Source organism: Calditrichota bacterium (assembly GCA_014359355.1).
Classification (GTDB): Bacteria; Zhuqueibacterota; Zhuqueibacteria; order JANLFK01; family Oleimicrobiaceae; genus Oleimicrobium.
Genome location: JACIZP010000012.1, coordinates 1 through 14,747, shown reverse-complemented (window position 1 = coordinate 14,747; position 14,747 = coordinate 1). Strand labels below are relative to the sequence as shown.

At 63.4% G+C, this 14,747-nt stretch carries 13 protein-coding genes; all 13 read right to left on the bottom strand.

Annotation, left to right across the window (positions count from 1 at the left end; genetic code table 11):
• Window positions 1-4 precede the first annotated feature (4 nt).
• Window positions 5-193, bottom strand: a complete 189-nt coding sequence (locus H5U38_00460) for a hypothetical protein (GenBank protein MBC7185483.1) — start codon at window positions 191-193, stop codon at window positions 5-7.
• Window positions 194-1,103: 910 nt separating this feature from the next.
• Entirely contained in the window at window positions 1,104-1,754 is a 651-nt protein-coding gene (locus H5U38_00455) for an outer membrane lipoprotein carrier protein LolA (protein ID MBC7185482.1), read from the bottom strand.
• 24 nt (window positions 1,755-1,778) lie between these two features.
• Window positions 1,779-4,076, bottom strand: coding sequence for a DNA translocase FtsK (locus tag H5U38_00450; GenBank protein ID MBC7185481.1), 2,298 nt, complete (start codon window positions 4,074-4,076; stop codon window positions 1,779-1,781).
• A gap of 17 nt (window positions 4,077-4,093) precedes the next feature.
• The gene (thiE, locus tag H5U38_00445) at window positions 4,094-4,864 is read right to left on the bottom strand and encodes a thiamine phosphate synthase (protein MBC7185480.1); all 771 of its coding nucleotides are present in this window, start codon (window positions 4,862-4,864) and stop codon (window positions 4,094-4,096) included.
• Window positions 4,865-5,218: 354 nt separating this feature from the next.
• Window positions 5,219-5,944, bottom strand: a complete 726-nt coding sequence (locus H5U38_00440; protein MBC7185479.1) for a 2-phosphosulfolactate phosphatase — start codon at window positions 5,942-5,944, stop codon at window positions 5,219-5,221.
• 9 nt (window positions 5,945-5,953) lie between these two features.
• Entirely contained in the window at window positions 5,954-7,042 is a 1,089-nt protein-coding gene (gcvT, locus tag H5U38_00435; GenBank protein MBC7185478.1) for a glycine cleavage system aminomethyltransferase GcvT, read from the bottom strand.
• 55 nt (window positions 7,043-7,097) lie between these two features.
• Entirely contained in the window at window positions 7,098-8,255 is a 1,158-nt protein-coding gene (locus H5U38_00430) for a pyridoxal phosphate-dependent aminotransferase (GenBank protein MBC7185477.1), read from the bottom strand.
• A gap of 196 nt (window positions 8,256-8,451) precedes the next feature.
• Entirely contained in the window at window positions 8,452-9,615 is a 1,164-nt protein-coding gene (locus H5U38_00425; GenBank protein ID MBC7185476.1) for a site-2 protease family protein, read from the bottom strand.
• Between the two features lie 55 nt (window positions 9,616-9,670).
• The gene (locus tag H5U38_00420) at window positions 9,671-10,828 is read right to left on the bottom strand and encodes a 1-deoxy-D-xylulose-5-phosphate reductoisomerase (GenBank protein ID MBC7185475.1); all 1,158 of its coding nucleotides are present in this window, start codon (window positions 10,826-10,828) and stop codon (window positions 9,671-9,673) included.
• A 19-nt stretch (window positions 10,829-10,847) separates the two neighbouring features.
• Entirely contained in the window at window positions 10,848-11,588 is a 741-nt protein-coding gene (locus tag H5U38_00415; GenBank protein ID MBC7185474.1) for a hypothetical protein, read from the bottom strand.
• A gap of 2 nt (window positions 11,589-11,590) precedes the next feature.
• Entirely contained in the window at window positions 11,591-12,433 is an 843-nt protein-coding gene (locus tag H5U38_00410; GenBank protein ID MBC7185473.1) for a lipoate--protein ligase family protein, read from the bottom strand.
• The gene (gene lpxA / locus H5U38_00405; protein MBC7185472.1) at window positions 12,430-13,200 is read right to left on the bottom strand and encodes an acyl-ACP--UDP-N-acetylglucosamine O-acyltransferase; all 771 of its coding nucleotides are present in this window, start codon (window positions 13,198-13,200) and stop codon (window positions 12,430-12,432) included. Before lpxA ends, H5U38_00410 begins: the two co-directional genes overlap by 4 nt.
• Before the next feature lie 16 nt (window positions 13,201-13,216).
• On the bottom strand, window positions 13,217-14,632 hold the full coding sequence (locus tag H5U38_00400) for a bifunctional UDP-3-O-[3-hydroxymyristoyl] N-acetylglucosamine deacetylase/3-hydroxyacyl-ACP dehydratase (GenBank protein ID MBC7185471.1): 1,416 nt from the start codon (window positions 14,630-14,632) through the stop codon (window positions 13,217-13,219).
• Window positions 14,633-14,747 lie beyond the last annotated feature (115 nt).

The following is a 14,747-nucleotide window of genomic DNA, read 5'->3' as shown; positions in this document are numbered from 1 at the left end:
AAGCTCAATGTACGGTCGCCACCGCCACCGCGCAAGCGGCAAAGGCTGCCGCCGCCACCAGGGCAAGTGGAGCGCCCGTGCATATGCCGCAGCCTGCACTTGCCCCCATGGCTGCTACCAGGACCATACTCAGCGCCGCCCTGAGGCCGGGCCGGCGCCGCAACCCCCTTTTTACGGCTCTCCATGCTTTCATTGCAAACCCCTCTGCTCCGAAAAGCCGGTACGGTTGTGGAATCGAGAGCCGCCCCGCCCTTTCCCCATCTCCCCCTCTTCCCGCTGCTCCCCGTCTCCCTCAAAGAAAGAAGCTCAATCATTTGCGTTCCCCCGCTCGCTGTGGGCAATACGCGCGAGGCATACGAGAAATCCCTTGGCCTCGCGCCCTCGGGCGCAGCCTGCGGTACTCTCACGTTGTCGGTCAGGGGATCCCCCTGCCAGGAGGAGCCGCGGTGCCTGTCCCCCAGGCGCACCCGCTTGCAAAAGTCAGCCGCAATATACGAAACGCTCGCAAAAAAGTCAAGTATTTTTTCGCGGCGTTACGGAAATTTCATGTGCGCAACTGTGCCTGTGGTCGGGCCACCGCGATTGCCCGCCCGCACGCTCTTTTCCCAGGCCTACCAACAGCTCCCGCACGTTGGCCGTTTCCCCCGCCGATAGCCCCCTCAACCGCTGATAACGCCGATACATCGCCTACGATTCGCCGATCGACAGCCCCCTCGGGCTCGACCCACGCCCGATCATCCGTGCCCATCCGTGCCTATCTGTGGTTTCAAGGACCTCCTTTGCGAAAACCTCCAAAAGGTCAGCCCACCACACTTGCCGGCACACGTGCTCTTTTCCCAGGCGTACCAACACCTCCCGCACGTTGGCCGTTTTCCCCGCCGATAGTCCCCTCAACCGCTGATGGCCCCGATATCTCATCTAAGATTCGCCGATCGGCAGCCCCCGTGTGCACCACCCACTCCCGACCATCCGTGCCCATCCGTGCCTATCTGTGGTTTCAAGGACCTCCTCTGCGAAAACCTCCAAAAGGTCAGCCCACCACACTTGCCGGCCCACACTCCGTTTTCCCAGGCCTCCCCAAAGCTCCTGGGGGCCACCTACGTTCACCGCATATCAATCACCTCGGCCCCGGCGGGCGGTTCAAAGGTGAACAGCCCCGGCGGCAGGGTCACGTTCAACTCCACGTCCTGCAGCTCATAGACGTTCACATTGTCATTCACATCGACTTGCCGCACGCGCAGCGGGACCCACAGCTTGCCATCCACCCAGAGCGTTACCGCGGTGATGAACTCCTCCCCTTTGGGGCGCAGCTCCACCACGAAGCAGTCGCTGCCACCGATGGCCTCCTGGCCCTTCAGCACAGCGGTGTAGCCTTCGGCGTAGCGCAGCATGAGGTCGCGCATCAGCGGGGCGTCTGCCGTCTTGCCCAGTTCATCGACGATCACCTGCTTGTTGGCCTTGCTGAAGTTCCACACCGTCTTGCCGTCGGTGACGATGAGCTGGTCCTCGGTCTCGATGCGATAACGGTCGCCTTTGGCAGCTGCCAGCGTGCCGGCGGTCTTTTGGCTTTCGCCCACCAGCTGCCACTCGAACGTCTGGGTAAAGCGCGCGCGCATGGTCTTCAGGGACTCGAAAGTCGCCCTCACCTTGCGCACCACCGCCTGGCCGTCCATCTGCTGTGCGCCCACCGGCACTGGCAAGCAACTGGCCGCAAGGAGCACTGCAACCGCTATTGCGCAACACCGCGTCACCATTGTGCTGTGCCTCCGACAACTTTTCTAAAGCAACCCCATTTCCGCCAAGCCATCTTCGTCCACCAATACCTCGCGGGCCTTGGCCCCTTCAAAGGGCCCGACGATGCCGGCCGCCTCCAACTCGTCGATGAGCCGTGCCGCTCGCGAATACCCCACCTTCAGTCGCCGCTGCAGGATGGAGACCGAGCCCTGCTGGTGGGTGACCACGATGCGCGCCGCCTCGGCGAACAGCGGATCGCGCTCCCGGTCACCGCGGAAGGCAGCCCCAGGCACCTGCTCCTCCAGCCAGGCTGGAAGGACGAACTTGGGCACGACCTTCGGCTGCCCCTGGATGTGGTCGATGAGCCGCGCAATCTCCTCGGTGGAGATGTAGGCGTTGTGCAACCGGATGGGCTCCGGAGAGGCAGGCGGCAAGAAGAGCATGTCGCCGCGCCCCAGGAGCTGCTCCGCGCCGTTCTGGTCGATGATGGTGCGCGAGTCCACCTTGGAGGCCACCTGGAAGGCAATGCGCGCCGGGAAGTTTGCCTTGATGACCCCGGTAATCACATCCACCGAGGGCCGTTGCGTGGCCACGATGAGGTGAATGCCCACGGCGCGGCTCATCTGCGTGAGGCGGGCGATGGGCTCCTCCACCTCCCGCGCCGCGGTGAGCATCAGGTCCGCCAATTCATCGATGATGAGCACCACGTACTGGAGGGGGCGCACCGGCTGGCCCTCCTTGCCCCTGATCTGGCGCCTGCTCACCTTCTGATTGTACTCCTCGATGTTGCGCACTCCGGCCTCGTTGAGCACCCGGTAGCGGCGCTCCATCTCCACCTCCAAGCTGCGCAGCACGGCAATGGTATTGGCAGCGTTGGTCACCACCGTCTCGTCCAGCCCTTCCAAGTAGGTGACGTGGTGGTCCTTGAGGCGCGCGTAGGCGCTCAGCTCCAAGCGCTTGGGGTCCACCAGCACCAACTGCACCTGGGACGGGTGCGCCTTGAACAGGATGCTGGCAATGATGGTGTTCAAGCAAACGCTCTTGCCGGAGCCGGTGGAGCCGCCGATGAGCAGGTGCGGCATGGTAGTCAGATCGGCAGTAAATATCTCGCCGGAGATGGTCTTGCCCATGGCCACGGTGAGCACCGATTCCGCCTCCTGGAACTGCGGCGAATCGATGACTTCGCGCAGATAGACCGTGGCCGGCCTGGGATTGGGGATTTCGATGCCCACTGCCGCCTTGCCTGGGATGGGCGCGACAATGCGGATGCGGCGCGCGCGCAGCACCAAGGCCAAGTCGTCGGCAAGGCTGGTGAACTGGCTGACCTTCACCCCGACGGCCGGCTCCACCTCGTAGCGGGTGATCACCGGGCCGGGGTTGATCTCCACCACGCGGCCGCGCACGCCGAACTCGCGCAAGCGGGTTTCAAGCAGGCGCGCGTTCTCTAACAGCTCCTCGCGGGTGAGCGCCACTTCGCGGTCAGGAGGCGCATCCAAGAGCTCGGGGCTCGGGAATTGGTACTCGCGTTCCTCCTCCTCAGGCTGCTGCGGAGCTGGGGGCATGACCGGTCGGACCGGCGGCTTGGGCATCTGGAGCTCCAGTTGCGCCGGCCCGGGAGGAGATGGCTCAGGTTCTACCGCCGGCACCTGCTGGGCCACAGGCCGAGGAGCGGGGCCCACCTCCAGCGCTCCCTTGACCAGCTCCTCTTGCCGCGCGCGCGTCTTCGCGTCCTGACGGGCGACGAGACGGCGTTTCCTGAACGATTGCCACCACCCCCGTGCCCTGGCGCCGAGCCGGGACAAGCTCCCGCCTATGCTCACCTGGGTCGCGGAGATCACCATGACCATCATCAGGGCGATGAGGAGAATGACACAGCCGGTGAGGCCGAAAACCCCGACGATCAGGCGGGCCAGGAGCAGGCCCAATGCGCCGGCCAATTCGCTGGCGTGAAAATCGCCGTCGTGCACTGCCACCTGGGGAAGGGCGAGCAGAATGGCTGCGTAGAAGGCTAAGGCCAGCATGTGCATGCTCCAGCGCCTGGCAGTGGCGCGGGAGCCATCGCGCAGCAGCACCCATCCCCATAGCGCACAGAGCAGCGGCACCACCACGGACGGGTAGCCAATGGTGTAGCGGAAGAGAAAGTAGGAAATGTACGCCCCGGCCAGCCCTAACAGGTTGCGCGCCGAGCCAAAGCTGACCTGTCCCGGCCGCTCGTTCGGGTGATAGGAAACCAAGGCCAAGAAGAGCATGATGGCCAAGTAGATGAGCATCACGCCGAGGATCTCTCTGCGGCGCATGGCCACCACCGTCTCCTCAGGCCGCGGGCGCTTGACCACCCGCATGTCGCGCTCCCTGATTCTCACCGCCGATCCACCTCCTTGCACCGCCTGATGCTCTCCCTCAGCAGGCGCGCGTTGGCGCGCACATCGCCGTCCATGAGCGCCGAGATGACCGCCACCCCGTGCGCGCCCGTCGCCATGACCTCCGCCACCCGCGCTGCGGTAATGCCACCGATGGCCACCACCGGGCAGCGCACCTGCTCACAGATTTCCCGCAGCCGCTGCAGCGAGGAGAGGTCAGCATCGGGCTTGGTCGCTGTGGGAAAGATGGCGCCCACACCCACATAGTCGGCCCCTTCGGCCTCTGCCGCCAAAGCTTCTTCCAGCGTGCCGGCAGAGGCACCCACGAGCATCTTAGCTCCGGCCACGCGGCGGACCACCGCCACCGGCAGGTCCTCCTGCCCCACGTGCACCCCGTCGGCACCCACCGCCATGGCGATGTCCAGCCGGTCGTTCACGATAAACGGCACGCGCTGCGTCGCACAGACCCGCTGTGCAATGCGCGCGTTCTCGTAAAAGACCCGGCCCGAGGAGACCTTGTCCCGGTACTGCACCATGGTCACCCCTCCGGCGATGGCCGCCTCCACCACCGCCGCAAGCTCCCGGCCACGCAGCCAGGCGCAGTCGATGATGCCGTACAGCGAAAAGTCGATGTCGCCTCGCCTATGATGTGCTTTGCCTGCTCTCACCACGCCTTCCACCGCTATCGCGTTCGAGTGAAGAGGCAAGAAAGCCAAGCCCTTCAAGCCTGAAAGCGCGCCCAGAGGTCGCGCACCTGCTGCTGAGGTCATTCCACCGCCGCTGCCATTCTCTGACGATAGGCCCTCGGGGCGGCCATAGCCACAAGGCTTTGCAGACTGCGCACCCCGCATTGCGTGCGCATGAGAACTCAAGCGACCGCACCTCTGCTGAAAGGCCGCAATCTGCCCGTCAACCCGTGGCCAGCCCCACGCTCGCCTCTGCGCCCTCCGCATCCGCCTCGTTCGCGAATACCTCGCAAGGGAGCATGCAGAACGATCTATCAAAGGCAAAGACTCACGCTCCGCCCGCGGGCCACGAGATCCCTCAGGCCAGGACTGCCGCGCCTCACGCATGCCCGCTGCGCCTGTGGCCCCCGCTTCTGCTTGCGAAGTCCTTGAGCCCCGCTACCGCGGGCGCGCGCGAATCACCCCGTCTGCGTACTGCGGCACGACCTGGTAGGCATCCACCTCCGCGCAGACAGGGATGTCTTGCCCAAAGCCGATCGTCGCCAAGAAACGGCCGTGCTCGCTCCCTTGCAATACCTTCAGCGCGCTTTGCCGCGCCGAAAAGAAGCGTCCAGTCGCCTGTGCCGCATCGCTGAGTTCCACCTGGCGCGGCAAGAGCTGCCCCAGGCGATGGACGAGCAGCCCGGCGCAGAAACAGTCCTCGGCAGAAAACCGCCCTTCCCGGCCGGCACAGACCAACAGGACGTCGCGTCCCTCCTGCGTCAGCACCTGCGCCACTGCTCCTGCATTGACCAGTGCGCCCACCAGCACCGGCGCACCATTTTGCACCATGCGAAACAGGCGTGAGCCGTTGGTGGTGGTGAACACGATGGTACTGTCCCGCAGGTTGGCACCGCGGTACTCCCGCGGCGAATTGCCCAAGGCGAAACCATCAATGCGCACGCCTCCGCGCTCGCCTCCCAGCAGGACGTGCTGATCGCCGATAGTGGCGGCGATGCGCTTTGCTTCCTCGACCTCTTCGACCGGAATGATCGTTCGACAGCCATGCGCCAGCGCCGTGACGATGGTCGTGCTGGCGCGCAGCACATCAATCACCACCACCGCGCGGTTCGCCACCTGACAGTAGGTGAGCTCCCCCGGTACAAGACAGACGTCAACCTTCACTGCTTCCCCTCAGTATGGCCTCTTGTAGAACGGCGTCTGCACCACCACCGCCGGCACTTCCTGGCCGCGGATCTGCACCGCGAAGGTGCTCCCCACCTCTGCAAGCTCAATCGGCACGTACCCCATGCCGATTCCTTTGTCAAGGCTTGGCGAGAAGGTGCCGCTCGTCACGTGCCCCACCTGCTTACCATCCTTGACGATGGCGTAGCCGTGGCGAGGGATGGCCTTCTCCAGCATCTCGAACCCCACCAATTTGCGCCGCAGGCCCTGCTCCTTGACCCGTAGCAGCGCCTCGCGACCGACAAAGTCGCCCTTGTGCAGCTTGGTAATCCACCCCAAGCCTGCCTCCAAGGGATTGGTGGTCTGGTCGATGTCGTTGCCGTACAGGCAGTATTTCATCTCCAGGCGCAAGCTGTCGCGCGCCCCTAAGCCTATGGGCTCGATCTGGTACTCCTTGCCAGCCTCCATGACCGCCTCCCACACCTGCTCGGAGTAGCGGCGGTCAAAGCCGATCTCAAAGCCGTCCTCGCCGGTGTAGCCGGTGCGCGAGATGAGCATGTCCACCCCGGCCAGGCGGCCGCGCTGCGCCCAGTAGTACTTGATCTTGCTCAAGTCCAAGCTCGTCAGCTTTTGCAGAGTGGCCTGCGCATAGCGCCCCTGCACCGCCAACAGGGTAGTCTCGTCGCTGACATTCTCCAAGCTCGCGTCCTTGATCAGATGCTCCAAGAGCCACGCAAAGTCTTTCTCCAAATTGGAGGCGTTCACCACCATCATGTAGTGCTCGGGCAGGCGGTAGACCAGCAGGTCGTCGACTATGCCGCCGTCCGGGTAGCACATTGCCGAGTACTGCACGCGATTGACCTCAAGGGCGCTCACCTGGTTGATGGTCATGCGCTCCAGGAACTCCAGCGCCCTTGGGCCGCGGATGATGAATTCCCCCATGTGCGACACATCGAACACGCCGACCGTGGTGCGTACGCGCCGATGCTCGCTCACGATGCTCGTGTACTGGATGGGCATCCAGTAGCCGGCGAACGGCACCAGCTTGGCGTTCAGTCGCTTGTGCACCTCGTAAAGTCCGGTCTTCTTGGGCTCCATTTCCGCTCAGACCTTTCTGTTCCGCCGTTCATCGTTCATCTTGCCAGAAGCGCCCTCACGAAACCAGGGCAGCAAAGCGCTCCAGCGCCGCCTTGATATTCTCCAGCGAGTTGGCATAAGACAGACGCAGGTAGCCATCGCCGTATTTGCCAAAAGCCGTGCCGGACAGAGTGGCCACGCCCGCCTCCTCCAACAGGCGCCGCTCCAGTTCCTTGGAGCTGAACCCGGTGCCCGTGATGTTCGGGAAGGCGTAAAAGGCCCCTTGCGGCTTCACGCATTTCACGCCCTCTATTTTGTTGAGCGCCTCGACGATGTAGTCGCGGCGGCGGCGAAACTCAGCCACCATGGCCGCCACCGGCTCCTGCGGCCCGTTGATGGCGGCAATCGCCCCGTACTGACTAAAGTGCGAGGTGCAGGAGACCGTGTTGATGGTGAGGCGCTCCACCTGCCGCGCCAGCTCCTTGGGCATTACCCCGTAGCCCAGCCGCCAGCCGGTCATGGCGTAGGTCTTGGACAGGCCGTCCAGAATCACCGTCCTGTCGCGCATCCCCGGCAGGGTGGCAATGCTCACGAAGCTGCCTTCGTAGAGGATGTTGTTGTACACCTCGTCGGATAGGACAAAGATATCGCGGGCAGTGGCCACCTCGGCTATGACCTCCAGGTCCTGCCGGCTCAACACGCCGCCCGTAGGGTTCTGCGGCGAATTGAGGATGATGAGCTTGGTCTTGTCGGTGACCAAGGAGCGAAACTCGTCGACATCGAAGCTAAAGTTGCGCTCCTCGCGCAAGGGGATCGGCACTGCCTTACCGCCCACAAACTCGATCACCGACTCGTAGATGGGAAAGCCAGGGTTCGGGTAGAGGACCTCGTCACCCGGATCGACCAGCGCGGTGATGACGAAGTACATGATCGGCTTGGCCCCTGGGGTGACCACTACCTCTTCGGGTGAGACAGAGAGGCCACGGCGTGCGCCCACATCGGCAGCGATGGCCTCGCGCAGCTCCTTGATGCCCGCCGCAGGGCAGTAGCCGGTCTTGCCGTCCCGCAGCGCCTTGATGGCTGCCTCCTTGATGTGCTCCGGTGTGTCGAAATCCGGCTCGCCGATTTCCAAGTGGATAATCTTCTTGCCTGCGGCTTCCAGGGCCTTTGCTTTGGCCAATACTTCGAAGGCTGTTTCCGTACCCAATCTGCTCATCCGCTCTGCCAACCTCATAACCGGCCTCCGTTTGGTCCAGTCCTTCTGCCTCAGGGGTAGCCTGCCCCCCCTTTCTCCCCGCACTGATCCCCCTCATCCCCTCGACTCCAGCCACCGGTCAAAATTACCAAAAAAGCCTCTTGTCGTCAAGCTGTTCTTGCAATTCTGCCGCCAGGGACAGAGGCGCAGCTGCTTCCCGCGCCAGGGGGCCCTTTCACGGCATCTTGCGCATCACATCGTTGTAAGTGAGCAGCAAGAAGCAGGCGAAAATGAGCACCATGCCGATCCATTGGATGACCACGCGCACCTTCACCGGCAACGGCTTGCGTCGGATCCCCTCGACCATGACCACCACCAAGTGGCCGCCATCCAGGGCAGGCACCGGCAGGATGTTGATGAGCGCCAGGGTCACGCTGAACAGGGCCACCAGCGAAAAGAGCTGCCCTGCCGCTTCGGCCACACCGCGCCGCTGGCGCACCGCCTCCGCGACACGCTGCCCAGAGCTGGCCGAGATACGCGCGATGCCCAAAGGTCCTGCCACTTCCCTGCAGGAGACCTGGGCGGTTACCAGCCCCTTCACGCTGGCGAAGGTCATGCGAAAGGCGTAGCTGGTCTGGGCAAAGCCCATGGCCACCGCCTCCCACGGCTTGACGCGCCGTGTGGGACCCACCAGCTCCTGCGGAATGTGCGGCCCGATGCCGATGAGCCCCAAGGGACGCAGCGACCACCCCTCCAGCGCCCACGAGCTTCTCGGCACCACCGTGCGGGTGATGACCGAGTCGCCCTGCCGCCAGGTGAGAACAAGAGGACGACCCGCAGCGCCGTGCACGCGCGAGGTGAGCTCGCCCCAGGAGGAGACCGGCGTCTGGTCCACCTGGAGAATCTCCGCCCCAGGCGCCATGCCTGCCAGGGCTGCCGGCATGCCCGGGATAACTTCGCCGACCACCGGGGGCAGCGAGCGGGAATCCACCCCCTCCGGCCGCTCCAACACCCGCGCGCCAAAGGAGAGGGCCGTGTAGACCAGAAAGCCGAAGATGAGGTTCATGAGCACACCGGCACAAAGCACGTACATCTTTTGCCAGGTGTTCTTGGACATGAATTCGTCCGGGGCACCGGTGGTTTTCGCGTCCAGGCTCTCGTCGATAAACCCGGCCATCTTGACATAGCCGCCCACCGGCAGCAGGCCGATGCCGTACTCGGTGCCCTTGCGTTGAAAACGCAGCAGGCGCAACCCGAATAGGTCAAAGCCCAAGTAGAAGCGTTCAACCCGGATGCGGGCCAGCCGCGCTGCGATGTAGTGGCCGAACTCGTGCACGAACACGAGGATGCCGAAGACGAACACAAACGAGAGGACCGTCGTGAGGATCTTTACCGCCATTCTCTTGATCGCACCTTTCGCATTTTTCACAAAGCGGCGCCAGCGGCAGGACTGCTTACCGGTGGCAGAGACTTTCCACATAGGCGCGGGCCCAGGCGTCACTGGCCAAGATCTCGTCGACGCCAGGCTCGGCGATGGTCGTGTGTGCTGTCATGGTCTGCTGAATGAGTTGGGGAATGCGGTCGAAAGTGATCTTGCGCGCCAAGAACATCGCCACCGCCACCTCGTTGGCAGCGTTCATCACCGCCGGTAACGTCCCGCCGGTGCGCGCCGCCTGGTAGGCCAGGTCGAGACACGGGAACCGCTGCAGGTCCGGCGGGCGGAATTCCAGGCGCTGGTGGCGAGTCAGGTCAAGGCGAGGCCACGAAGCCGGCCGGCGCTCCGGGTAGGTAAGGGCAAATTGAATGGGCAGGTGCATGTCCGGCACCCCCATCTGCGCCTTGATCGAGCCATCCACGAACTCCACCATCGAATGCACAATGGACTGCGGGTGGATGACCACGTCCACCTTGTCCACCGGCAGCGCAAAAAGCCAGTGCGCCTCGATCACCTCCAGCCCCTTGTTCATGAGCGTCGCAGAGTCGATGGTGATTTTGGGGCCCATGCGCCAGTTTGGGTGCGCCAGCGCCTGCTCCACGGTCACCTGGGAAAAGCGGGCCGGGTCCATATCCAAGAACGGCCCGCCTGAGGCGGTGAGGATGAGCCGCTGCACGGCGCTGTGCTCCTCCCCCATCAGGCATTGCAGAATGGCGCTGTGCTCGCTGTCGATGGGGATGATCTGCACCTGGCGCTCGGCAGCTCGCCGCATGACGATGTGTCCCCCGGCCACCAGGGTCTCCTTGTTGGCTAAAGCCACGCTCTTGCCCTGGTCAATGGCGGCTAAGGTCGGCAGCAGTCCTGCCGCCCCCACCACCGCGTTGACCAGCAGGTCATAGTCCGGAGCCGCTGCCACCTGCATGGTCGCCTCCGGCCCCAACCATACCTCCACGCCGTGCTGCTGCAGTTGCCGCCGCACCTGCTCAGGGCAACGCCCGCTGGCAATGCCCACTGCCTGCGCGCGGTACTTGACCGCCTGCTCGGCCACGACCTCCGCGTCATCGAGGGTGGCCAGGTAGGCGACCGCAAACTCATCCCCCAAGCCATCCACCACCTGCAAGCAGCTGCGGCCGATGGAGCCGGTCGAGCCGAGAATGGCCAGTCGCTTCCGGACCATGCGGGTCACTCCCCGCCCGTCAACGGATCGTCACCCCTACGCCGACGTTGAACCCGGAGAACTCTTCCGCGAACATGTAGTCGATGTTGGCGTACAGCAACGGCAGCGGCTTGATGGTCAGCCCAACGTTGCCGTGCACGTTGGTGGAACTGTAACTCCCCGTAATGCCGTTGTAGTCCAGGTCCAAAGAGGTGCGGTCCACCCCAATGCCGGAATAGAAGGTGACGAAGGGCACACCCTTGCTCACCACGGCCTTGGCGCTCATGGTGCTCACCGTGCCGAAGCTGTACTCCTCCGGCACAAAAAAGGCATGGTAGGTGGCCATCAGCGCCACTTTCGGCAGGATCGGGCCCTGCAGCAGGCCGAACTTCAGGCCAACACCTGCCAAGGTGACGCCGCCGCGCGTCGGCTCTTCACCCAGCGGGAAATGGAAAAAGCGCCCCATGGCCTCCAGTCGGAACGGTAGCCCAACGCTGGCGTGGACAAAAGGCAGGCCGGCAAAACTGACATCCTCGAACGGGCCGCCGCGCAGCTGCTTGTACTTGTCCGGCACAAACACCGCCACGCCGCGTACCCCCACGTCAAGGCCAAGAATGCTGTGCAGGTCCGCCGTGTGAAAGGTGCCGCCGGCAGAGAAGGAACTGAACAGCTTGAGCACCTGATCGATGTCGTCCGGGCCGACGTAAAAGTTCTGCGCCTGGAGGTGTGGCGCCACAAAGAGCACCCCCGCTACGAGTACTGCCACGTACAGTCTGCGCATGGTCACCTCCGCGTTGGGTCCTGGTACTTGGCCAGGAGCTCTGTTGCCCTGGCCGTCTCCTTCTCCGTAAGCTCGCCGGAACGCACGCTCACCCCAACCCCGCGTGCGAACCCTTTGGCAAGTGCTTCAGCCATCTCTGCAAAGCTCACCTCCCGGCCAGCGATCTCATTTACCGCCGCCGTCCGTTGCCGCAGGTGCTCACGGTAGCGTGCGCGCTTTTGCTCGTCTAACCCCGCCAAGTAGTCCACCAGCCGCAAGTGGGCAGAACCCAGCAGAATTGAGCCGTGCTGCAGCACGGCCCCCTCGTAGCGGCGTTGCGCGCTCCCGACCAACTTGCGCCCCTTCCACAGGACTTCGTTGCGTACCGAGCTAGAGAAACATGGCACGGAGAATTCGCCGCGACGGTAATCGACCTCCGTCTGCTGTGCACGTTCGAATCGGGCTGCCACCCCCAGGCTCTTCAGGCCTTCGACCAAAGCCAAGCTTATCAGCTCATAGGTCTGCGCAACTTCCTCGCCGAACCAAGGGCTCGACGCGGGGATCACGACGCTGTAGGTCAGCTCCTCATGGTGCAAAATGGCCCGCCCACCCGTGGGACGACGCACCAGCTCCACCCCGTCGGCTAAGCACCGCTCTCTGTCGATCTCCTCCACACGCTGGTGGTAGCCCAGCGAAATACAGGGCGGCTGCCAGGCGAAAACCCGCAAGGTGGGCGTGGCTACCCCCTGTGCGGCTTCTATGGCCATGGCCTCGTCCACGGCCATGTTCCACGCCCCTAGGGCAGCGCCGGTGTCGAGGAAACGCCACACGTTGCTTGCCGGGCCGTCTGCGCGCCAGAGCGTCATATGATCCCGCGCCTGCTCCCCTCGATGAAGCGCACGATGTGCTGCACCTCCTCCGTCTGCGGCAGCTCTTCGCGTATGCGTGCCAGTGCCTGACTCACGTTCAGGTTGGAGCGATAGAGCAGGCGATAGGCCCGCTTGAGTAAGAGCAGCGTCTCTGGCGCAAACCCGCGCCGCCGCAGTCCCACCGAGTTCAGCCCGGCAAACTGCAGTGGCTCAGCCATGGCCAGCACGTACGGCGGCACGTCCTTCATCGCCTTGCAACCTGCGCCCACAAAAGCGTGGCGACCGATGCGCACAAACTGGTGCACGGCCAATAGGCCGCCCAAGGTGGCCCAATCCTCAATGGTCACGTGCCCGGCGAGATTGGCGGAATTGGCCATAATCACGTGGTCGCCTACCACGCAGTCGTGTGCCACGTGCGTGTAGGCCATCAACAGGCAATCGCTGCCCACCACGGTCTTCCAGTGCTCCTTGGTGCCGCGGTTGAGTGTGGCGTACTCGCGGATGACCGTGCGATCGCCAATCTCCAAGGTGGTCTCTTCGAACCCGAATTTCAAGTCCTGGGGCACGGTGCCCAGGACTGCCCCATGGTGGATGCGGCAGTGCTTGCCGATGCGCGTGCCCGAAGCGATGAGCACGTGTGAGGCAATGGACGTTCCTTCCCCAATAATGACGTTCTTTTCGATGATAGAAAACGGGCCCACGGACACGCCGTTGCCCAATTCAGCAGCAGGATCGACCAGTGCAGTGGGATGAATGTCGGTCAGACGCGCCTCTCCTCAGTTACTCCTTGTGCGGTACCAGCTTTTCGTCAACGATGGCGGCGGAGAACTCCGCCTCACACACCAAGTCGCCCCCCACAAAGGCCTTGCCGGCCATCTTGGAAAGGGTCTTGCGGAACTTGACGATCTCCACTTCAAAGACCAATTGGTCCCCAGGCAAGACCGGCTTGCGGAACCGGACATTGTCGATGCCCGCGAAGTAGACCAGCTTGCCCACCGGGTCGTCCTCAGCATCCAAGAGCAAGAGGCCACCCACCTGCGCCATCGCCTCCAAGATGAGCACGCCAGGCATGATAGGCCTGCCCGGGAAGTGCCCCTGGAAGAACCACTCGCTGACGGTGACGTTCTTCACGCCCACCACTTTCTCCTGCGGGATTAAGTCCACGATCTTGTCCACCAGCAGAAACGGGTAGCGATGGGGCAGAATGCGCTGGATGCCGTCGATGTCCATCACCAGGCCTTCGACCGAGGTCTTCTGGTACTTGGCCTTGATGAGTTGCTTCTTGTACTCCTTGCGAATGCGCTTGACCAACTCGACATTGGCGGCGTGACCGGAGCGCGCGGCCAACACATGGGCGCGCAACGGCACACCCAGCAACGCCAAGTCGCCGATGAGGTCTAAGGCCTTGTGCCGCACGGGCTCGTTGGGATAGCGCAGCTCCCGGCCATTGAGGATGCCGTTCTTGCCCAGCTTGATATCCTCGCTCAGGTTCAGCTTGTGCCGCAGCGCCTCCAACTCTTCGTCGCTCATTTGCCGGTCGCAAATGACGATGGCGTTGTCCAAGCTGCCACCTTTGATGAGGCCAGCTTCCCACAACTCCTCCACTTCGTGCAGGAAGCAGAAGGTGCGCGCCGGCGCGTATTCGCTGACAAACTCGTCGGTCAACGAGTACATCGAGGTGTACTGGGTGCCCAAGGCGGGGTTCTTATAGTCCACCATGAAGGTGATGCGGAATTCGTCCGAGGGCACCACCACGAGGTCGACCCCATTGGCCGGGTCGCTGTAGGTCAGGGTGCGATCGATGTTCAGATAGTCCTTGGGCGAGTCCTGCTCCACCAGCCCGGCGTCCAGCAACACCTTGACGAAGGGCATGGCGCTGCCGTCGCCCACCGGCGGCTCGTTGCCGTCGATTTCCACCAGGATGTTGTCGATCTCCAGGCCGGCGATGGCTGCTAACACGTGCTCCACCGTGTGGATGCGCACGTCGCCAAGGCCGAGGGTGGTGCCGCGCGAGATGTCCACCACGTGGTCGATGTCGGCGGGTATCTCCACCGAGTTTTCCAGGTCCACACGCTTGAAGCGGATGCCGCTGTTCACCGGAGCCGGCTTGAAGGTGACCTTGGTCTTGCTCCCTGTGTGCAGGCCTATCCCCGCATAGGAGATCGCCTTCTTGATGGTCTGCTGTTGCCGCAACATTGACCGTCCATCCTCATGACTGTCTTCGCAACTGCTCTGGAGAGTTCAATCTTCCTGTTTCTTGCCCGCAGCGCGCAGCTCCTCCAGTTCCTTTTCCAGCTGTCTGACCTTCTTA